Below are 20270 nucleotides of genomic sequence, written 5' to 3'. Positions count from 1 at the left end.
TCATCGGCCGACATTTGGCGTCAATAGAAAAATGTCGCAGTCAGACATTTGCCTGGATAGGACAGTTGATGTGGGATCTGCGTTACAGTGGGGAGATGCTCGAATCACCGACGCCGAGTCCGGACACGGTCGGCAATCCCGCCGTGACCGGGGACAACGCCGCGCCTGCGAACCGAGGATGCGGCGATACCGCGATGCGAGAACGCCCGATCGGCCTGCGCGAGCGCAAGAAGCAGCAGACCAGGATGCGGATCACGAGCATCGCGCTGGAGCTCTGCGAGGCCCAGGGCTTCGACGCGACAACGGTCGAGCAGATCGCCAACGCGGCCGACGTCTCGCCACGCACCGTGAACCGCTACTTCGAGACGAAGGAGGACATCGTCCTCGCGCCCGTCCTCGACTTCGGCGAAATGGTTGCCGACAAGTTGCGAGAAGAGCCGTGTGGCGGCAACGAACTGCGCGCGCTGTGCAATGCCTACCTGCGGGTGATCGATGACGCTGCCACCGAGAACTCGCCGGTCTCGTTCCGCAGGTTTCAGCAGATGCAGCGGATCGCGCGCGACTGCCCTTCGGTCAACAGCCGCGCGCTGGAGTTCGCCGACAACAAATCCGACGCCATCACCGCCGTGCTGGCCGAGCGCCTCGACACCACGCAGGGGGCGCTTTCCGTCCGGCTGATCGTCTCCACCTGGCAGATGCTGTGCCATTTGGCGATGGACGCGCACGATGCGCTGATCATGGACGGCGATCCGGCCACCGCGGTGCGTGCGTCGAAGGAGACCTTGCTCGACGCGTACGCGGAGTTCATGCGGGTCTGCACCGAACCGCCTGCCGAATCGGCGAAGTGAGATCGGCTACGAATTTCGGTCATTGACCGCCCGCCAGCTACCATGTCCGTCAGGTCATGAGTGCCAGCGCCAAGCCCCGGCTCGCTGGACGGCAACCCTCCAGCAGCGGTGGGGTGCTCCGGGTGATGACCGGGCCCTCGACGGTCGAGGGCAAGCGCGCTGTCAGGAGGTTCCCGGAAATTGTGTTGTTGTGGATAGACCGCATTCCCGATCTCGTTAGTTCCGGCGAACAACTCTTGTGGAGCATGACATGACCGACCCCGTCGCGGCCGAGTTCGATCCTGCCCTGTGGTCCTTCGAGACCAAGCAGATCCACGCGGGCCAAGCCCCCGATCAGAGCACCGGCGCCCGCGCGCTGCCGATCTACCAGACCACCTCCTACGCCTTCCGCGACACCGACCACGCGGCCGCGCTGTTCGGGCTCGCCGAACCGGGCAACATCTACACCCGGATCATGAACCCGACCCAGGACGTGGTCGAGCAGCGCATCGCCGCTCTGGAAGGCGGCGTCGCGGCACTCCTGCTGTCCTCAGGGCAGGCCGCCGAGACCTACGCGATCCTGAACCTGGCCGCCGCGGGCGACCACATCGTGTCCAGCCCGCACCTCTACGGCGGCACCTACAACCTGTTCCGCTACTCGCTGCCCAAGCTCGGCATCGAGGTCTCGTTCGTCGAGGACCCGGACGATCTCGAGCAGTGGCGCGCCGCGATCCGGCCCAACACCAAGGCGTTCTTCGGCGAGACCATCGCCAACCCGAGCAGCGCCGTGTTCGACATCCCCGGCATCGCCGAGGTCGCGCACGCCGCCGGGATCCCGCTCATCGTGGACAACACGGTCGCCACCCCGTACCTGATCCAGCCGCTGTCGCACGGCGCCGACATCGTGGTGCATTCGGCCACGAAGTACCTGGGCGGGCACGGCACCGCTGTCGCGGGCGTGATCGTCGACGGTGGCGCCTTCGATTGGACCGTCCGCGACGACAACGGCGAGTCCCGCTTCCCCGGCTTCACCACCCCGGACCCCAGCTACCACGGCGCGGTCTTCGCCGATCTCGGCGCACCCGCGTACGCGCTGAAGGCCCGCGTGCAGCTGCTTCGCGATCTGGGCGCGGCGGTCTCGCCGTTCAACGCCTTCCTCATCGCGCAGGGCATCGAGACGCTCAGCCTGCGCGTCGAGCGCCACGTCGCCAACGCGCAGGCGGTCGCCGAATTCCTGGCCGAGCACCCCGCCGTCGAATCCGTCTTCTACGCGGGGCTGCCCGACTCGCCGTGGCACGAGCGGGCCAAGCGGCTGGCGCCGAAGGGGACCGGCGCGATCGTCTCCTTCGAACTGCGCGGCGGCGTCGACGCGGGCAAGAAGTTCGTGGACGCATTAGTCCTGCACAGCCACGTCGCTAACATCGGGGATGTGCGTTCTCTCGTGATCCACCCGGCCTCGACTACGCACTCCCAGCTGACGCCCGAGCAGCAACTGGCCTCCGGCGTCACCCCGGGACTGGTCCGTCTCGCCGTCGGCATCGAGGGAATCGACGACATTCTGGCCGATCTGCGCGCCGGATTCACGGCGGCGACGACGTGACCGTGAGCACCGATCAGAGCCCCGCCCGCCCGGCGTCCGGTGTCGACCTGCTGCCACCGCCGGACGGTCGGCCGGGCGTGATCGCCATCGGGGACGTGCGGCTGGAAAGCGGCACGGTGATCCCGGACGTGCACCTCGCGGTGCAGCGGTGGGGCGAACTCTCCCCCGCCCTGGACAATGTGGTGCTCGTCGAGCACGCTCTGACCGGTGACTCGCACGTCGTCGGCACGCCCGACGACGTGCACTCGCAGCCCGGCTGGTGGGAGGGCATGGTCGGACCGGGCGCGCCGGTGGACACCGACGAATGGTGTGTCATCGCGACCAACGTGCTCGGCGGCTGTAAAGGCAGCACCGGACCGTCCTCGCCCGCGCCCGACGGCGAACCGTGGGGCTCGCGTTTCCCGGAGATCTCCATCCGCGATCAGGTGACCGCCGAGGCCGCGCTGCTGGATCTGCTCGGCATCGAGCGGCTCGCCGCGGTGGTCGGCGGCTCGATGGGCGGCATGCGGGTGCTGGAGTGGATGATCGGCAAGCCCGAGCGGGTGGCCGCGGCGCTGGTGCTCGCCGTCGGCGCCCGCGCCACCGCGGACCAGATCGGTACCCAGACCACCCAGATCGCGGCCATCAAGGCCGATCCGGACTGGCAGGGCGGCGACTATCACGACACTGGCCGCACGCCGAGGACCGGCATGGGCATCGCCCGCCGCATCGCGCACCTGACCTACCGCACCGAGGGCGAACTCGACCACCGCTTCGAGAATCGGGCGCAGGGCTCCGAGGACCCGTGGCGCGGCGGCCGCTACGCGGTGCAGAGCTATCTCGACCACCAGGCCGAAAAGCTCTGCAAGCGTTTCGATCCCGCCACCTACGTGCTGCTCACCGAGGCTATGAACCGGCACGACGTCGGTCGTGGACGCGGCGGAATCCGAGCGGCGCTGGCCGCGACGCCGGTGCCGTGCGTGGTGGGCGGCGTCGACTCCGACCGCCTGTACCCGCTGCGCACCCAGCAGGAACTGGCCGACGCGCTGCCCGGCTGCGATCGACTGGAAGTAGTGCATTCCCGCGACGGCCACGACGGATTCCTCACCGAGGCCGCGGCCGTTTCCAAACTGCTCATCGAGACCATGCGCCTGGCGCGCGAGAACCGGTAGCCACAGCCTCCCCGTCGCACGAGACCAGCTGGGACACAGCGGTTTCGCGCGTCGCTGTGCTTCTCGGCCGGTGCCACCCAACCAGCGCGCGCCGTCCAGCGACGGCGTCGAAACGCTCGGAGGGATCAGCCGACACCGAGGGTGTTGATGGTGGCCGCCAGGAAGACGATGGCGGAGCCGAGCAGGCTCAGCGCGCCGACGTCGAACGGTTTGCTGCGCACCGCGAGCAGCCCCACCCGCGCGCTCGGCAGGCACAAACGGAAGGTCGCGGCCAACAGCGTCGCACCGCCGAAGAACAACGCGCCGCGGCGCCAGCGATCCGAGGCCACGAACACCACCGCGACCAGCACGACCAGCATCACGGCCACCATCGGCAGGTGACAGCGCAGGAACTGCGCGGCACGGCTACCGCCTGCGTGTCGTCCGGCGGACGCGTCGACATCGGTCACGGCACCGATTCTTGCAGATGAACCCCTGCCACCCGCACCCGCTCCGAAACCCTCCACGGCCGGCCTGATTGACTGATTCCGTGTTCCGCCTGATGTTCCATGAGCCGTGTATTCCGCCGAACACCGGCAACGCGATCCGCCTGGTCGCCGGGACCGGTTGTGAGCTGCACCTGATCGAGCCGCTGGGATTCGATCTCTCGGAGTCCAAGCTGCGCCGTGCCGGACTGGACTACCACGATCTGGCCTCGGTCACCGTGCACGAGAGCCTGCCCGCGGCATGGGAGGCGTTGCGGCCGGAACGCGTCTACGCCTTCACCACCAAGGCGACGACCCGGTACACCGACATCGCCTACCAACCCGGCGACGTCCTGCTTTTCGGCACCGAACCCACCGGTCTCCCCGACCACGTGCTCGACGACCCGCACGTCACCGCCCACGTGCGCATCCCGATGCTGCCCGGCAGGCGCTCGATGAATCTCTCCAATTGCGCCGCCGTCACCGTGTACGAAGCCTGGCGCCAGCTCGGTTTCCCTGGCGGGGTCTAGGGCGTACCTCCGGCACCGTCTAAGTATCGATTTCGAAGCGCTTGTGGCGGGACGTGGCGCCCGCTGTGAGGCGGACGGCGGTTTTGGGGACGTCGTAGTGGTCGGCCAGGAGTTCGATGGCGGCCTTGTTGGCCTTGCCTTCGACCGCGGGCGCGCGGACGTAGAGCTGGAGCGTGCCGTCGGGGAGGGCTTCCACGAGCGGGCCTTTACGGCTGTTGGGTTTGATGATCGCCCTGACCACTGTCGGGGGCATCGGGGGCTCCTGTCTGAGTGGTCACCGGCTGCGCGGAATGGGTAGCGGCGGCCGGGGTTTCGGGGGTGGCCCGGCGCTTGCGACGCACGACGCGGACGAGGGCGAAGACGATACCGCCGACGATCGCGAGGAAGCCGAGCCAGGGAATCGCCTTGCCGATGAACACGATCGCGTCCTTCAGCCAGTCGACCAGGGAGTTCCAGCCCGCGACGACGCCATCCCAGAAGTTGCTCGGTCCCTCGTCGGAATCCTTGGCGGTCGTGGTGATCTCGATGGTGAGGGTGGACAGCGCGACCTGATCGTCGAGGAGGCGTTTCTGGGCGGTGAGGCTGTCGAGCTCGCCCTGGCGGCTGGACAGCGCCTGCTCGGCGGCGATGAGGTCGGCGGTGGTGGCGGCGGTGGTGATCAGCGCGCGCAGGCGGTCGACCGAGGCTTGCAGCGCCTTGATCCTGGCGTCCAGGTCCTCCCATTGCATGGTGACGTCCTCGCGGTTGGTGCTCACCCGGGTGAGGGTGCCGATTCCGCCGAGACCGTTGACGAACGCGTCGGTCTTGTCCGCGGGTACCCGCACGGTCAGCGAGGCGCTGGGCTCGATGTCGTCGGTGCCGGGCTGCTCGGTGCGGCTGTCCACCCGGCCGCCCGCCTCGCGCACCCGGTCGGCGACCCGCGCCGCGGCCACGATCGGATCGCCCGCCGTGAGCTCGATACTGCCGGTGACGACCTCCTTGCGGTCGACGGTGTCGGTGTCCTGTCCGCGTCCCTCGCCCGGCGCGGGCGCCTGCTCCCGGAATCCGGGCGGCGACACCGGCGCGGGCCCGGCCGTCACTGCCGTCGACCCCCCCGAATCGGCACTTTTGTCGGCGCCGCAGCCGACGAGCAGCGCCAACCCGAGCAGACCGACGCACAGCACAGCAAGCTTCCGCATGATCGCAGCGTAACCCTCACGGTGCGTACGGTCACCGAACTCGTTCCCCGCGTTGATGAGCCGCGAGCGCGTGGACACGCTCACCGGAAGTCGCGCGACTTCCCGATCCGAAGTGTCAGAGATCGGCGGGCAGGATTCGGAAGGTGTCAACGCCTGGCGTCAGCGGCTCGATCGCCCGGAAGTCACGCTGGTCCAACGTGAATATGCAATCCGTCCGATACTTATCGGCGAGCGCGACGCCGACAGCGTCCGCCAAGTCGAGCCGGAGACCCTCGTATTTGGCGCGAATCGACTGCGCGGCCGCGAGATCGACGTGCTTCAACTCCGCAAGCTTGTAGCGCCCGTCTATCAGACGTCCCAGCAGAGCATCGGTGACCTGCATCGCCGCCTCGAATCCGAGGTCGCGGTGGACGAGGTGATCCAGTTCGCTCATGACCAGTGGTGAAATCACCAATGTCTCGGTTTCCATGACCAGGAGCGCTTGCTCATGCTCCACCTGATCCTGATCGAAAGCCGCGAAGAGGGCTGAAGTATCGGCAACGATGATCACCGCCGCGCCGCCCGTGACTTGATGTGGTCGTAGACCGCGTCGTCCATCTCTTCCGCACTGCGCGATCGACCGCTGCGAAAGACCGGCAGCGGTCGATCATCCTTGGGCCTGTCCGATGAGTCGAGCAGCATGGTGATCCCCCGTCGAATGAGTTCCGCCTTGCTCACCCCCGTCGCGGCGGCTTCGGCGTCGAGCCGGACCTCCAGATCTTCGGGGAGGTACACGGTCGTCTTGATCATGCCATATAGGGTACCACCCGCAAAACTCGCCACGGTGCGTGCGGCGCCGCCTGGCTGACGCCGATGTGCGTTGACACGCTCACCGGAAGTCGCGCGACTTCCCCTCGATCCGCAGATGCAGCCGCTGAAGGTGTTCCGCGACAACGCTGACCGCGCCCTCCGCGTTCTGCACCCGGCCGCGGACGAGCAGGGCGGTGGCGCCCTGGGCCAAGCGGCGATAGCGGGTCCACAGCCCGACCGAGCAGACCACGTTCACCATGCCGGTCTCGTCCTCCAGGTTGAGGAAGGTGACGCCCGCGGCGGTGGCGGGTCGCTGGCGGTGGGTGACCGCTCCGCCGACCAGCACCCGGGAACCGTCGGGGACGGCGAGCAATCCGGCGGCGGGGATCGCGCCGAGCGCGTCGAGCTGGGGACGCAGGAATTCGGTCGGGTAGCTGCCCGGTGAGATCCCGGTGGCCCACACGTCGGCGGCGGCGAGCTCCAGCTCGCTCATACCGGGCAGGGCGGGCGCGGTGGTCGCCGCCCCGGTGCCGGGCAGCCGATCCGCGCGCTCCCCCGCCGCGGCGCCCGCCGCCCACAGCGCCTCGCGCCTGCTGATGCCGAGGCTGCCGAGCGCGCCCGCGGTGGCCAGCGATTCGGCCTGGGCGACGGTGAGCGGCACCCGTCCGGTCAGATCGAGAAACGAAGTGTACGGACCGCTTTCGCGGCGGGCAGCGACGATGCGCTCGGCCGGCTCCGTGCCGAGATGACGAACCGCGGCCAGCCCGAGCCTGACCTCGGAGCCCGCCGCCTCCACGGTGGCGTCGGCGAGACTGGCATTGATGTCCGGACCGTGCACCGCGACACCGTGCCTGCGCGCGTCGGCGACCAGGGATTGCGGGGAATAGAAGCCCATCGGCTGGGCGCGCAGCAATCCGGCGCAGAACGCGGCGGGATAATGCAGCTTGAACCACGCCGAGTAGAACACCAGCGCGGCGAAACTCTGCGAATGGCTTTCCGGGAAGCCGAAATTCGCGAAGGCGTAGAGCTTCTCGTAGATACGGTCGGCGACCTCGCCGGTAATGCCGTGCAGCTCCCGCATGCCCTGGTAGAGACGGGCCTTGATCCGTTCCATGCGCTCCGGTGAGCGTTTGGAACCCATCGCGCGGCGGAGCTGATCGGCCTCGGCGGCGGTGAAACCGGCGACGTCGACGGCCATCTGCATCAGCTGCTCCTGGAACAGCGGAACGCCGAGGGTGCGGCCGAGCGAATTCTCCAGCGCCGGATGGTCGTAGGTCACCTCTTCGCGCTCGTTGCGGCGGCGGATGTACGGATGCACCGAGCCGCCCTGGATGGGACCGGGCCGGATCAGCGCGACCTCCACCACCAGGTCGTAGAAATCGCGCGGCTTCAGCCGGGGCAGGGTGGCCATCTGCGCCCGCGACTCCACCTGGAAGACGCCGACCGAGTCGGCGCGCGAGAGCATTTCGTAGACGGCGGCTTCCTTCAGGTCGAGCTTGTGCAGCTCCACCTCGACGCCCTTGTGCTCGCGCACCAGATCGATCATGTAGTGCAGCGCGGAAAGCATGCCGAGCCCGAGCATGTCGAACTTCACCAGCCCGACCGCGGCGCAATCGTCCTTGTCCCACTGCAATACGCTGCGGCCTGGCATCCGCGCCCACTCCACCGGGCACACGTCGGCGATGGGACGGTCGCAGATCACCATGCCGCCGGAGTGGATGCCGAGATGCCTCGGCAGCCCCTCGATGTCGGCGGCCAAACGCAGGACCTCGTCGGGGATGTCGGTGCCGGTCTCGGCCGCGACGCCGGACCAGCGGCTCACCTGTTTGCTCCACGCGTCCTGCTGCCCGGGCGAGAAGCCCAGCGCGCGTGCGGCATCGCGCACCGCCGACTTACCGCGATAGGTGATCACATTGGCCACCTGGGCGGCGTATTCGCGGCCGTACTTGGCGTACACGTGCTGGATCGCCTCCTCCCGGCGATCGGATTCGATGTCCACGTCGATATCGGGCGGGCCGTCGCGTTCCGGCGAGAGGAAGCGTTCGAACAACAGCTGATTGGCCACCGGATCGACATTGGTGATGCCGATGGCGAAGCAGACCGCGGAGTTGGCCGCCGAACCCCGGCCCTGGCACAGGATGTCGTTGTCGGCGCAGAAACTGACGATGTCGTGCACCACCAGGAAGTAGCCGGGGAAGCCGAGCTGCTCGATCACCTCGAGCTCGTGTTCGATCTGGCGGTAGGCCGCCGGGTTCTCCCGCGGCGAGCCGTAGCGGCGGCCCGCTCCCGTGAGCGCGAGTTCGCGCAGCCAAGTGTTCTCGTCGTGGCCCTCCGGCACGTCGAAGGGCGGCAACTGGGGCGCGATGAGGCGCAGGTCGAAGGCGCACTCACGGGCCAGCGCCGCGGCATTGGCCACCGCGTCGGGGCAGGCGGCGAACAGCCGCGCCATCTCCGCGCCGGAGCGCAGGTGCGCGCCGCCGGTGGGCGCGAGCCAGCCCGCGATGTCGTCCAGGCTCCGCCTGGCCCGGACGGCGGCCAGCGCCATGGCGCGGCGGCGTTGCGCGGGCGCGGCGAAATGCGCTCCGGTGGTGGCGATCACGGGAAGACCGAGCCGGTCGGCCAGGTCGATCAGGTGGGCGTTGCGCTCGTCGTCCTCCGGGACGCCGTGGTGGGTGAGTTCCACGCCCACCCGTTCGACGCCGAAGCGTTCGGTGAGTTCGCGCAGCGCGGCCTCGGCTCGCACCAGGCGGGTGTCGCCCGCGCGCAAGTCCTCGGCGAGCGCGCGGCGGAGGTGGCCTTTGCGGCAGCCGGTCATGATGTGCCAGTGGCCGCCCGCCGCCGCGGTGAGGACGTCGAGGTCGTAGCGGAGAATGCCCTTCTCCCCCGCGGCCAAGTGGGCGGCGGCGATCTCGCGGGAGAGCCGCCGATAACCCTCCTGGCCGCGGGCCAGCACGAGCAGGTGCGGTCCGGCCGGGTCCGGCTCGCCCGTGCGCGGCGCCGAATCCGGCGCGTCGGCGTGCGTGGCCGCTTCCGTCGCGCGCCGACGCGCGTCCGGCGGTCCCAGCGACAGTTCCGCGCCGAAGACGGTCGTCATCCCCCATTCCTTGGCCGCCTCGGCGAAGCGCACGGTTCCGTAGAAGCCGTCGTGATCGGTGAGCGCGATCGCCTCCAGCCCCAGCCGCACCGCCTCCTCCACCAACTCTTCGGGCTGGCAGGCGCCGTCGAGGAAGCTGTAGGCCGAGTGCGCGTGCAGTTCCGCGTACGGCACCGTCGGGCCGTCTGGGCGCATCGGCTCGGCCACGTACGGCTCGCGCTTGCGCGACCACGCCGGGCTGTCACCGCCGTCGCCCGGGTACATGGCGTCCGGGTTGGTCCGGCCGGGCCGACCGGAGAGCACCCGCTCCAGTTCCGCCCAGGTCGGGGGCCCGTTGCTCCAACCCATGACGTATCACCTCCTCAGTCGAACATACATTCGATAGAAGAGAGACGCGCGCGGGCATCCTCAACGGATACCGAGTCGCAACAGGCGGACGGCGAACCCCTCATCGATCCGCCGCCCGCCCGCTTCCCCGGTCGATCAGTCCCCGCGAACGCGCGCGGTGGAGCCGGCCGCCACCGCGGCATCCACCCGGTCCAGCCCGTCGCGAATCATCTCGCCGTAGGCGTCGTCGGCCAGGATCCGCAGGTGGCCGCGCGCGATCGCCAATTGCATTCGCGCGCCGTCGAAGTCGCCGAGCCTGCGGTGACTGTCGGCCAGATTCAGATACAGCGAGGGCAGGAAGCAGCGCAGGCCCTCGTCCAGCGGGATACCGGGCCCGAACACCGCGGTGAGCGCGCGCTGATCCCAGCTCAGCGCGTCCTCGTCCGCTTCCTGTAGGACGGCTAGATGATGCGCGATCACGCAGCGCTGCAAGGGATCACCGGACGGGTCCAATTCCTCCCACAGCGCGCCGAGCGCACGCCGCGCCGCTTCCGGGTTTCCGCTGCCGAGCCGCACCGCGGCAAAGATGTCCGCCATCCGATCGTCCGCCATGCGCACGAGTATCGCACATATGTTCGATGTATTCGAGGTTCGTTCGGCCATGTCCTCGGGCGTGACGAGCGCCACTTGGCGGGTAAACTTACTTCAGAGTAAGTTCGTGCCAACCCTGGCCGTCTCCGTTGACCGCGACAAAGGAGCAACCCGATGACCCAAGCTTCCGCCGACGACGCCGGTGCGCGCGGGCAGAGCCGACGCAACCGCCGCAACCGGGACCTGACCGGCAGGCACGTCCTCATCACCGGCGCTTCCTCCGGCATCGGCCGGGCCGCCGCGGCGGCCGTGGCCGCCAAGGGCGCCACCGTGTTCCTGCTGGCCCGCCGCGGCGACGAGCTCGCGACCGTGGTCGACGAGATCCGTGCCGCGGGCAGCTCGGCATACGGATACCAGTGCGACGTCACGGATTCCGATTCCGTCGACCACACCGTCAAGACCATCCTCGACGAGCACGGCCACGTCGACATGCTGGTGAACAACGCGGGCCGCTCCATCCGCCGCGCCATCCACCGCTCCACCGACCGCCTGCACGACTTCGAGCGCACCATGGCGGTGAACTACTTCGGCGCGCTGCGCATGACGCTCGCCCTGCTGCCCCAGATGCGCGAGCGCAAGTTCGGCCACGTCGTGCAGATCAGCAGCGCGGGCGTGCAGGTCGCGACCCCCAGATTCGCCGCGTACCTGGCCAGCAAGGCGGCGCTGGACAAGTTCACCGAGGTGGCCGCCGTGGAGACCATGGCCGACGGCGTCACCTTCACCACCATCCACATGCCGTTGGTGCGCACGCCGATGATCACACCGAGCGGCGACCAGGGCCCGTCGGAATCACCGGAATGGGCGGCGGCCACGATCGTGCGCGCGCTCACCGAGCGCCCCAAGCGGATCGACGTCCCGATCGGCACCTTCGCCGAGTACGGCGCGCTGCTCACACCCAAGCTCCGCGACCGCATGCTGCACCGCTACTACCGTGCGCTGCCGGACTCCCCCGCCGCCAAGGGCGAGATCACCGACATCGAGGACGACGTGGAGCCCGTTGCCACGCAACCGGAACCGCAGCAGCCATCCACCGCGCGCCGAGTCACCGGCACCGTGCTGCGCCGCGCCGCGCGCTGGGTCCCCGGCACCCACTGGTGATCGGGGACTACCCCAGGACCAGGCGCGGCTCCGGCAGGTAGGCCCGCGCCTGCGAGCGCACGCTGTGCCACATCGCCAGGCCGACGGCGGGCGTGTTGGCGGCGATGTGCAGCTGCCGATTCCCCAGATCCACCACCGCGGGCGTCACCACCGAGCCGAAGCTCATCGGCCGATTGCGCAGCGCCTGCACGGCGGCGGGGTGTACGCGTTCGGATACCAGCGCCGCCACTCCCATCGCGCCGCCCTTCACCCCGAACACACTCCGTCTGCGCTGATTCTTGGCGAAACCGTCCACCTGGCGCGGGAAGTCGTCGACGGCGGCGGGCGAGATCTCCTCCAGCGTGGCGACGCAGAGCACGAGATCGATCGGGTTCAGCGCGGTCGCGATCACCGCGGTGACGCCGACCAGGCTCATCAGCGGACCGACCATGTGCTGCGCGATCTGCATCCGGCCGACGGTCATGTGATGCGTCACCGCGGCGAGATACGCCTTGACCGCTGGGGTGCCTGCGAATTCGAGGTTCGGCTGAGCGGGTGGTGGCGGTTGGTGATAGCCCGGCGGCGGGGCCGGGTAGCCGGGCGGCGGAGCCGGGTGCCCATGCGGTGGCGGGGCGGGATAGCCGGGCGGGGCCGGGTGGCCTTGCGGCGGAACGGGATACCCGCCGGGCGGCGGAACTGGAGGCGCACCGTGGGGTTGCGGCGGATATCCCGGCACGCCACCGTGCGGTGGTCCGGGCGGATAACCCGGCATGTTCGATCCCCACGGCGGTGTCGTCATCGCGTCCCTCCCTCGACCGGCTTGTCGTCGGGACATTACCTGCCCCGCGCCGCCCGGCCGCGCCAGCATCCGAAGCACGCCAGCCCGGGGGTCAGGGCAGCGGCTGGATGGGGTCGGCGACCAACGCGGTGACCGGTTTCGGGCCCGCGCCGCAGCTGGCCTGTCGCGGGGCATAGGCGACCGTCCGTGCGGTGACGCGCCAGCGCCTGCCGTCGTGGTGGCTGACGAGCGCGCTGCCCACGTACGTGGGATCTGTTGCGACGGAGTTGTTTTCGGGTTCCGAGCGCACCGTGAGGTCGTCCAGGCCCGCGGCGACCTCGGCGCGCACCGCGAGTTCGGCGACCTGTTCGACGGGATTGTGTCCGCTGCGCCCGCGCAGACCGGTGAGCGCCACCTCGCCGCGGTGCACGGCCGCCACGGCAGCGTTCGCGGCGGCGGCGTCGACGCGCCCGTAGGTGAGTCCCGAAGGCAGCAGCACCATGGCGGGCGCGAAGCGATGGCCGCCGGTGTGCGAGCACTCCCAGACCCGGCCGGGATGAGCGGCCGACAACGCCGCGGCGATGGGGCGACCGAGCATGGCGCAGCACTGATCGCGCTTGCCGTGCGCGCATACCAGGACCAGCGGATCGGTCACCAGTTCCCCGAGGCCCGGCGGCGGACCGTCGAGCAGGTGGAGATCGATGTCGAGCAACTGCTTCAGGTCGGCGATCTCGAGCCGCTCGCACCAGCCGCCTTCGGCGCGCGAGTTGACCAGCAGAACCGTTCGGACTCCGGTGAATTCGCTGCGTCCGGGGCGACGGATCAGGGTCGGGCGCACCCGCGCGGCGGTGGTGCGCGCGGCGAGTTCCGCGGTGATGCCGGGACCGAGCACCTCGTCGCCGATCACGTCACGACCCCACGCGCCGGGATGTTCGACGCAGAGCCATCCGCTCACCCGCGTCGCGGTGCCGGGCAGCGGGACGTCGGCCGAGGCCGACGAACAGGGCAAGCCGTCGAAGGCGTTCACCGCGCGAGGAACGGCAGCACCACGGCCTCGAACTCGCGGTACCGGTCGCGATGGATGCTGTGGCCGCAGGAGAACGGGGTGGCGGTGCAGTCGGGAACCAAGTCGAGCAGCACCGCCAGCTTCTCCGGATCGACCATGCCGCCCGGCCCGCCGCGCAGTACCAGCGTGGGTGCGGTGATGTCGGACAGCCGGTCCCACCATTCCGGGTTCGGCTTGCGGAACTGCTCCAGTGCGGTGCGGGTCATCGAGCGGTCGAAGGCCAGCACGGCGCGCGGGTGCCGGATCAGGCTGGTCGTGGCGTGCCAGAGTTCGGGGATGGTGGGGAAACGGCGGGTCAGCCGCAGTTCCTCGTCACCGGAGCGCAGCGGAAGCGGACACTCCTCGATCACCAGCCTGCGCACCAGCTCGGGCCGCTCCTGCGCGACGCAGGACACCGCGTAACCGCCGAGCGAGTGCCCGACGAGATCCACCTGGCGCAGGTCGAGGTGTTCGCACAGGCGCAGCACGTCGGCGCCGAACTCGTCGAATCGGTAGGAATCGGTGTGCGCGCTGCGGCCGTGCCCACGCAGATCCGGGATGATCACCCGTCGCCCGGTCCGCGCCAACCGGCGCGCGAAGCGATCCCAGGTGTGCCCGTCCCCGCCCATCCCGTGCACCAGCACGACGGGCGTGTCGTCGACCGCCCCCGAATCGCGAAAGGCGATCTGCACCCCACCGAACGCCATCCGGGCAACCGTCAGATCCACGATGTTCGAGGGTACCGACCACCACCCGGCCGCCACCCAGGATTTGTCGGCAGTATCACAGCGGCCGAACGCCGTCCGAGCGACGCCGAACTCGCCGGAAGGCACCGTTCGGCGCGGCTGTCAGTCCTCGACGAGAGGGTGTTCCTCGCCCCACTTCAACATGGCGTAGAGGATGTCGCTGAGACTCTCGCCGTCTTCGGTGAGCTGATAGACGACGCGGGGCGGGACTTCGGCATAGACGGTGCGGGTGAGGATCCGCTGGTGTTCGAGGGCGCGGAGGCGATCGGTGAGGGTCTTGGCGCTCGGCGAACCGAGTGCCGCGCGCAGGTCGCCGAAGCGCTTGGGGCCGGACAGTAGTTCTCGGACGATCAGCGTCGTCCACTTTCCGTCCAGGACCTTCAGCGTGCGTTCTACACCGCAGCCAGAACAAGCGGCTTCTTGCAAGCGTTTCAGCTGCTCAACGCCAATAGTTCCCATTGGAAAACTATATCACTTTCTAGGTATTGCTTCATTCTGGAAACTAACGTCGCGAGCATGAACACATCAACCGTGATCGTCCACGGCGCGACCGGAACGCAGGGCGCGGCCATCGTCCGCGGGCTGCTGTCGGCGGGGCACCGCGTCCGGGGCATCGTCCGCTCTTCTTCTACCCGGCTGCATCCGGATGCCGAGCCGGTCCAGGCCGATCTACTCGAACCCGAGTCGCTGGCCGCCGCGTACGCGGGCGCCGACGTCGTGATCGTGCAGTTGCCGCTGGTCTTCACCGACCTCGCCGTCCGGCAGGCCGAGTCCGTGCTGGCCGGACTCCGCAAGGCAGGCGTGCGGCGAGTCGTTCTCAATACCGGCAGCGTGATGCCGCCCGCGCCCGTCGGCGTGCCGTTCGTGGATGCCCGCGTGCTGCTGTCCGCCGAACTGTCCCGCGACATCGAGGCGGCCACGGTGGTCGCACCCGCTCGGCAGTACATGGAGAACCTCGTAGCGCCCTGGTCCGCCCCGCTCGTGCGCGCCGGAGAGATCGCCTACCCGCTGCCGCGGGAAATACCCGTCCCATGGGTCGCGCTGGACGATCTCGGCGCAGCCGTCGCGGCCTTGATCACTGCGACGGCTCGACCCCCGCTGCGAATCGTGGCGGGCCCACAGGCACTGACGGGAGACGAGGTCGCCGCCGAACTCAGCGCAGCCCTCGGACACCCGGTGCGGTGGAATTCCATATCTCCCACCGCTTATCGGGAGATGCTCGCCCCGCACCTCGGGATCGAGGCCGCCGAAGGCGTCGCCTCGGTATACACACCGCCACCCCCGGGAGCGCCGACACCTCCGGAACCCGATCCGTCGGTGCTCGAGACCGGAGCCACCAGCCTGCGTGACTGGGCGGCGCGCCAGGACTGGCGGGCGGATCAGTCGTAAAGTCCCTCGGCTCGCCACGACTCGTCGCTGTAGACGAGCAGCAACACCCGGACCTCGCCCGCGTCGCCGCCCAGCTGAACCTGGGCGCGGGCCGCCGCGGCGGAATCGGGGACCCACCAGTGCTCGTCCATCGGCCACGGTCCGGCCCAGCCCGCCAGCGGCCAGCTGCGGCTGCCCCAGTGCAGGCGGGCCGGGTCGGCGGTGAACAGGCCGCGCTCGGTGACCAGGACCGGCGTTCCGTCGGCCGCCTCCAGGCGCACAACGGGACGGTTCAGCAGCAGCACCGCGGGGGCGGGTTCCGGTAGCCGGCCGGGCCATGGCAGCTCCGGATCGGCCGCGGGCACCCGTTCGTCACCGAGCACGACCATGGTGACGCGTTCGGCGGGACCGCGGCCGCCGCTGAGCACTCCCACCTGGACCGCCTCGCCGCCGAGCAGTCCCTGCACCCGGACCAGGGCGCGGCGGGCGCGCTCGTCCTCCTCGCCGACGCCGCCCCACAGACCGAGTTGCAGCGCGCCCGCCCGCACGACCTCCACGGGTTCCAGGCGCAGCAATGTAACCGGTGCGGTGGGGCGATCGCGGCGGGTCAGCCAGCCGTCGAGCTGCCAGCGCACCCGGTCGGCGGTGTCCTCGGGGGTGAGCGGCTCGGCGCACCGCCAGATCCGGGAGAGCTGTTCGCCCGCTTCGGTTTCGGCGAACACCGCGAGCCGGGTGCAGGCCAGCGCGGCGTCGGACAGCTTGGCGTGCAGCCGGGTGGCGAGCATGCGTCCCGCGAAGGCGGCCACGTCGACCCGGTCGATCGGCGGGTCGCAGCGCTGCTCCACCGCGAGCTCGGGCGGCGGGCGGCGCGCGGCGGGCGGGCGTTCCGGGACGGCGCGCGCGCTGCGATGCGCGAGCACGGCGTCCGCGCCGAAGCGGGAGGCGACCTCGGCGGGGCCGAGCGCCGCGAAATCACCGATCCGGCGTAAACCCAAGCGGTGCAACAGGTCCACCAGCTCGGCGCGCTCCGGCGCGGCCAGGCTCGGCTCCAGCGCGAGTTCGGACACCGCGAGCGGCGCCAGGAATTCCGCGCCCTCGCCGCACGGCACGATCGCCCCGCGCCGCGCCGCGATCACCGCTGTGGACAGCTCGTCGGCGATGCCGATCTGCGCCTCCACCCCGACCGCGGCCACCGCGTCGACCAACCGTTCGGCGGCCGTCTCCTCGGACCCGAAGAACCGGGCCGCCCCGCGCGCGCCGAGCACGAGCAGCCCGGGCCGCAGCACCTCCACGCCGGGCACCGTGGCGTCCACGGCCGCGACCACCGGCTCGAACAGTCGCGCATCCCGATCCGGATCCGCCTGCACCAGAAACAATTCCGGGCACCGCGCCTGCGCCTCTCTGCGTCGCAGCCCGCGCCGCACCCCCTCGGCCCGCGCCACCGCCGAGCACGCCACCACCCGATTGGCGGACAGCACCGCCACCGGCCGCGTCGGCGGCAGCTCGGCCACGGCCGCCGCCGCGACCGCGGGCCAGTCCTGACACCACACCGCGAGCACCCGCGTCGCGCCACGCGGCCGGATCACGGTGCCGCACCACCACTCTGGACACCACGGCGGTCGCCGCACCGCTCCTCTCGGAGACGCCGCGTGGCGCCGGTCTCCGGGTGACTCATGACGCCGCACCCCGCGCGATCGGCAGTTCGACGGGCGCGGGCGAGGTCTCCTGGGCGAACCATTCGACACGACCACCGCTGGGGCGCAGTTCGACTCGTCCGCGCCGGGGCAGGCTCGCCCGGTGCCGCGCCTCGACCTCGAGGCTGAGGGAACGCAGGCGGCCGTGTCCGGTGCCGAGACCGACGTATCCGGCGATGCGGGCGTCGAGGCGCAGAGTGGGGTTGGGCCAATCGCCGTCGGCGACGATCAGGGTGGCGCCCTTGCTGCGGGCGCGAGCGGCGAGCACGCGGGTGCGCGCCGGGGGGACGGCGACGCCGCCGAGCCCGAGTACGACCAGGTCGAGGCCGTCCAGCAGCACCGCGGCCACCTCGACCGGGTCGGGGCCGGGATCGGCGATCACGGCCAGCCGTGCCAGCTCGGCGCCCATCTCCGCCGCCGCGAGCAGACCGAATCTCGGCACCCCGACGACCGCGGCGTGCCCGCCGTGCTCGGTCACCGCGGCGAGCAGACCGGCGAGCAGCGAACGCGCCCCCGTGTAGGCGACCACGGAACCCTTGCCGAGACCGCCCTCCGGCAACAATTCCGCAAGGGCCCGGGGCACCGGTAGCGGTTCGCGGCGCATGTCCTCGGCATGCGGGACGCGCGCGGCCGCCGACTCGCCGCGGCCGGGGATGGCGGCCATCCGACTGCGCAGCTCGGCCAGCTTCTGTTGTCTATCTGTCTCCCCCACCCGCACGTCCGAACCCATCACAACCACCTACTTCCCACGATGGACTCCGAGGCGAAGCGAGCGGACCGACCCCACCTCCACGCGGAGGAACGGAAGCCAGCACCGATCCAGCTATCGATCTCTGATCGAATATACGTTCGATACGCCTCAAGTAGAAACCCACCCCCGGAATGCCGTCAAGAGCACCGGACGCGCCCGGGATCACCGCGCACCCCGCGCCCGGCTTTTTCCGGCGCCGAACGCCAGGCCGCCCGAAAAGCGAGGTATCGCCGTAACTTGTTCTCGCACCGCCACTTGTCGGCGCAAGAGGCGCGGCGACGCGGGGATATTCGGATACCCTGCACACCATGATCGATCGCCCCCGTCCCATCGTCGGCCCCGAGTATCTGGTCGCAGGCCGCTACCGCCTGAAGTCCAAGCTCGGCGGCGGCGGCATGGGCGCGGTGTGGCTCGCGCACGACCGGCTGCTCGACCGGGAGGTCGCCATCAAGCAGGTGCTCTCCACCGCCGAACTGCCCGAGGCCGAGGCCACCGAGGTGCGCAATCAGATCATGCACGAGGGCCGGGTCGCGGCGAAGCTGTCGCACGAGCACGCCATCGCCGTCTACGACGTGGTGCTCGAAGCGGGCGAGCCATGGCTGGTGATGGAACACCTGCCCTCGCGCAGCGTGGCGCGGGCGCTGGCGCTGGTCGACACGCTGCCGGTGATCGAGGTCGCACAGATCGGCGCCCAGGTCGCCGACGCGCTGGCCGCCGCGCACGCCGTCGGCATCGTCCACCGCGACATCAAACCGGGCAACATCCTCGTCGCCGACCGCGGCCAAGCCGTCGGCATGGCCAAGCTCAGCGACTTCGGCATCTCGCGCGGCGCAGGCGAGATCTCCGACGAGCCGGACGGGATCATCACCGGCACCCCCGCCTACCTCCCGCCCGAGGTGGCGCGCGGCGCGCAGCCGACCGAGGCCAGCGACGTGTTCTCGCTCGGCGCGACGCTGTACACCGCGATCGAAGGACAGCCACCGTTCGGCTTGGACGAGAACAGCGACGTCCTGGTGGAGCGCGCCGCGATGGCCCAGATCATTCCGCCCTCGCGCAGCGGCATCCTCACCAACGCCCTGCTGCACATGATGGAGCCCGCGCCGCAGCGCAGGCCGACCATGGCCGAGGCACGCGACGAAATCCTCACCGCCGCTTTCGGTCCCGGTACCGGGCCGTATATCCTCGGCACCCCCGTGCGCACCGAAGACGGCACCATCCCGCCCTGGGCGGCACGGAATTCGGCCTCGGGCCTACGCAGCCCGCACTCGGCCCCTCTCCCCCGCCCTCACCGCACCGCTCCCAACCCCAGAGCCACTACTCCTGCCGCCCCCCAGCGCGCTCCCAAATCCCAACCCAACAACGCCCCCCTGGCCATAGCCATCGGCCTCTTCATCGGCCTGCTCATCATCATGGGCATCATCATCATCGCGCTGTAACGGCACATCGCAGACGTTCCACACGCCTCGCAGGGGTATCCGCTGCGAAGCGTGTGGAAGGTTTGCGAGGACTAATCGATGCGGCGGCGATGCGCCCAGCGGGTGAGGGCATTGCGATTGGACTGCTGGGTTTTGCGGAGCACGTTGGAGGCGTGCGTCTCGACGGTCTTCACCGAGATGAAGAGGTTCTCGGCGATCTCGCGGTAGGTGTAGCCGCGGGCGAGCAGGCGCAGGACCTCGAGTTCGCGCGGAGTCAGCGAGTCGAGTTCCGGGTCGAGCGGCGGTTCGGGGACCGGGGACTTACCGGTGAACGAGTCGAGCACGAATCCGGCCAGTCGCGGGCTGAAGACGGCGTCACCACCGGCGACCCTGCGGATGCCGTCGGCGAGTTCGGCGCCGGAGATGGTCTTGGTGACGTAGCCGCGTGCGCCGGCGCGGATCACCGCGATCACGTCCTCGGCGGCGTCGGACACGCTGAGCGCCAAGCACACCGGGCCGTCCTCGATACCCGCCAGCACCGCGACGCCACCGCCGTCCGGCATGTGCACGTCGAGCAGCACCACGTCCGGACGGGTGGACTTGATCCCGGCGATGGCCTCGGACACGCCGCCCGCCTCGCCGACCACCTCCATGTCGGCCTCGCGGCTCAGCTCCGCGCGCACACCCGAACGGAACACGGCGTGATCGTCGACGAGAAAGACCCGCACGCTCACCTGCTTCTCCTCACCTTCGGTGGAGCGACCCACCCTGACTGCGCCGACCCA

21 protein-coding genes and 1 riboswitch are annotated in these 20270 nt (G+C 70.0%); of the genes, 7 read left to right on the top strand and 14 right to left on the bottom strand.

Annotated features, from left to right (window positions below):
• Positions 1–95: 95 nt before the first annotated feature.
• The 3 genes from AC3ERS_RS06015 to metX all read left to right on the top strand — a co-directional run bounded on the left by AC3ERS_RS06015 (position 96) and on the right by metX (position 3578).
• On the top strand, positions 96–848 hold the full coding sequence (locus AC3ERS_RS06015) for a TetR/AcrR family transcriptional regulator (protein WP_431964289.1): 753 nt from the start codon (positions 96–98) through the stop codon (positions 846–848).
• A 52-nt stretch (positions 849–900) separates the two neighbouring features.
• Positions 901–1011: riboswitch (SAM riboswitch) on the top strand.
• Between the two features lie 87 nt (positions 1012–1098).
• Complete coding sequence (locus AC3ERS_RS06010) at positions 1099–2427, top strand: bifunctional o-acetylhomoserine/o-acetylserine sulfhydrylase (RefSeq protein ID WP_431964287.1); 1329 nt, start codon at positions 1099–1101, stop codon at positions 2425–2427.
• A gap of 2 nt (positions 2428–2429) precedes the next feature.
• Positions 2430–3578, top strand: coding sequence for a homoserine O-acetyltransferase MetX (gene metX / locus AC3ERS_RS06005; RefSeq protein WP_431964285.1), 1149 nt, complete (start codon positions 2430–2432; stop codon positions 3576–3578).
• Positions 3579–3703: 125 nt separating this feature from the next.
• On the opposite strand, the gene AC3ERS_RS06000 is transcribed toward metX, so the two are convergent.
• A complete protein-coding gene (locus AC3ERS_RS06000) occupies positions 3704–3949 on the bottom strand; it encodes a DUF3017 domain-containing protein (protein ID WP_431964542.1) in 246 nt (81 codons plus the stop codon).
• Positions 3950–4107: 158 nt separating this feature from the next.
• Between AC3ERS_RS06000 and AC3ERS_RS05995 the strand changes: the two genes are divergently transcribed.
• Complete coding sequence (locus tag AC3ERS_RS05995) at positions 4108–4572, top strand: tRNA (cytidine(34)-2'-O)-methyltransferase (protein WP_431964283.1); 465 nt, start codon at positions 4108–4110, stop codon at positions 4570–4572.
• 19 nt (positions 4573–4591) lie between these two features.
• On the opposite strand, the gene AC3ERS_RS05990 is transcribed toward AC3ERS_RS05995, so the two are convergent.
• From AC3ERS_RS05990 to AC3ERS_RS05965, 6 genes are all read right to left on the bottom strand, one after another.
• Positions 4592–4825 carry a DUF167 domain-containing protein gene (locus tag AC3ERS_RS05990; protein WP_431964281.1) on the bottom strand — a complete coding sequence of 78 codons (234 nt, stop codon included), beginning with the start codon at positions 4823–4825 and terminating at the stop codon, positions 4592–4594.
• Positions 4779–5750, bottom strand: coding sequence for a DUF4349 domain-containing protein (locus AC3ERS_RS05985; RefSeq protein ID WP_431964279.1), 972 nt, complete (start codon positions 5748–5750; stop codon positions 4779–4781). Before AC3ERS_RS05985 ends, AC3ERS_RS05990 begins: the two co-directional genes overlap by 47 nt.
• Positions 5751–5865: 115 nt before the next feature.
• Positions 5866–6300: a type II toxin-antitoxin system VapC family toxin gene (locus tag AC3ERS_RS05980; RefSeq protein WP_431964277.1), complete on the bottom strand. Its 435-nt coding sequence runs from the start codon at positions 6298–6300 to the stop codon at positions 5866–5868.
• Positions 6297–6539 carry a ribbon-helix-helix domain-containing protein gene (locus tag AC3ERS_RS05975; protein ID WP_431964275.1) on the bottom strand — a complete coding sequence of 81 codons (243 nt, stop codon included), beginning with the start codon at positions 6537–6539 and terminating at the stop codon, positions 6297–6299. The genes AC3ERS_RS05980 and AC3ERS_RS05975 overlap by 4 nt, the downstream gene beginning before the upstream one ends.
• 79 nt (positions 6540–6618) lie before the next feature.
• On the bottom strand, positions 6619–9981 hold the full coding sequence (locus AC3ERS_RS05970) for an error-prone DNA polymerase (RefSeq protein WP_431964273.1): 3363 nt from the start codon (positions 9979–9981) through the stop codon (positions 6619–6621).
• Between the two features lie 135 nt (positions 9982–10116).
• The gene (locus AC3ERS_RS05965; RefSeq protein ID WP_431964271.1) at positions 10117–10572 is read right to left on the bottom strand and encodes a hypothetical protein; all 456 of its coding nucleotides are present in this window, start codon (positions 10570–10572) and stop codon (positions 10117–10119) included.
• Between the two features lie 153 nt (positions 10573–10725).
• Here AC3ERS_RS05965 and AC3ERS_RS05960 point away from each other — a divergent pair, with 153 nt between their 5' ends.
• A complete protein-coding gene (locus AC3ERS_RS05960; protein WP_431964269.1) occupies positions 10726–11709 on the top strand; it encodes an SDR family NAD(P)-dependent oxidoreductase in 984 nt (327 codons plus the stop codon).
• 7 nt (positions 11710–11716) lie between these two features.
• On the opposite strand, the gene AC3ERS_RS05955 is transcribed toward AC3ERS_RS05960, so the two are convergent.
• The 4 genes from AC3ERS_RS05955 to AC3ERS_RS05940 all read right to left on the bottom strand — a co-directional run bounded on the left by AC3ERS_RS05955 (position 11717) and on the right by AC3ERS_RS05940 (position 14716).
• On the bottom strand, positions 11717–12487 hold the full coding sequence (locus AC3ERS_RS05955) for a hypothetical protein (RefSeq protein ID WP_431964267.1): 771 nt from the start codon (positions 12485–12487) through the stop codon (positions 11717–11719).
• Between the two features lie 91 nt (positions 12488–12578).
• Positions 12579–13493 carry a ferredoxin family protein gene (locus tag AC3ERS_RS05950; RefSeq protein ID WP_431964265.1) on the bottom strand — a complete coding sequence of 305 codons (915 nt, stop codon included), beginning with the start codon at positions 13491–13493 and terminating at the stop codon, positions 12579–12581.
• On the bottom strand, positions 13490–14218 hold the full coding sequence (locus tag AC3ERS_RS05945; protein ID WP_431964540.1) for an alpha/beta fold hydrolase: 729 nt from the start codon (positions 14216–14218) through the stop codon (positions 13490–13492). Before AC3ERS_RS05945 ends, AC3ERS_RS05950 begins: the two co-directional genes overlap by 4 nt.
• Positions 14219–14359: 141 nt before the next feature.
• Positions 14360–14716 carry a winged helix-turn-helix transcriptional regulator gene (locus tag AC3ERS_RS05940; RefSeq protein ID WP_431964263.1) on the bottom strand — a complete coding sequence of 119 codons (357 nt, stop codon included), beginning with the start codon at positions 14714–14716 and terminating at the stop codon, positions 14360–14362.
• A gap of 57 nt (positions 14717–14773) precedes the next feature.
• On the opposite strand from AC3ERS_RS05940, the gene AC3ERS_RS05935 reads away from it, so the two are divergent.
• Positions 14774–15646, top strand: coding sequence for an NmrA family NAD(P)-binding protein (locus tag AC3ERS_RS05935; protein ID WP_431964261.1), 873 nt, complete (start codon positions 14774–14776; stop codon positions 15644–15646).
• Here the strand turns inward: AC3ERS_RS05935 and AC3ERS_RS05930 are convergent.
• Both AC3ERS_RS05930 and AC3ERS_RS05925 read right to left on the bottom strand, forming a co-directional pair.
• Complete coding sequence (locus AC3ERS_RS05930) at positions 15637–17211, bottom strand: DNA polymerase Y family protein (protein ID WP_431964259.1); 1575 nt, start codon at positions 17209–17211, stop codon at positions 15637–15639. The two genes, AC3ERS_RS05935 and AC3ERS_RS05930, sit on opposite strands and share 10 nt — an antisense overlap.
• 85 nt (positions 17212–17296) lie before the next feature.
• Complete coding sequence (locus tag AC3ERS_RS05925; RefSeq protein WP_431964257.1) at positions 17297–18049, bottom strand: hypothetical protein; 753 nt, start codon at positions 18047–18049, stop codon at positions 17297–17299.
• Between the two features lie 329 nt (positions 18050–18378).
• On the opposite strand from AC3ERS_RS05925, the gene AC3ERS_RS05920 reads away from it, so the two are divergent.
• Positions 18379–19506, top strand: a complete 1128-nt coding sequence (locus AC3ERS_RS05920) for a serine/threonine-protein kinase (protein ID WP_431964255.1) — start codon at positions 18379–18381, stop codon at positions 19504–19506.
• Between the two features lie 71 nt (positions 19507–19577).
• On the opposite strand, the gene AC3ERS_RS05915 is transcribed toward AC3ERS_RS05920, so the two are convergent.
• The gene (locus AC3ERS_RS05915) at positions 19578–20213 is read right to left on the bottom strand and encodes a response regulator (protein WP_357407925.1); all 636 of its coding nucleotides are present in this window, start codon (positions 20211–20213) and stop codon (positions 19578–19580) included.
• Positions 20214–20270 lie beyond the last annotated feature (57 nt).

It is taken from the genome of Nocardia sp. bgisy134, assembly GCF_057708325.1.
The sequence above is the reverse complement of the archived record's forward strand: the minus strand, read 5'-3'. Positions and strand labels throughout refer to the sequence as shown.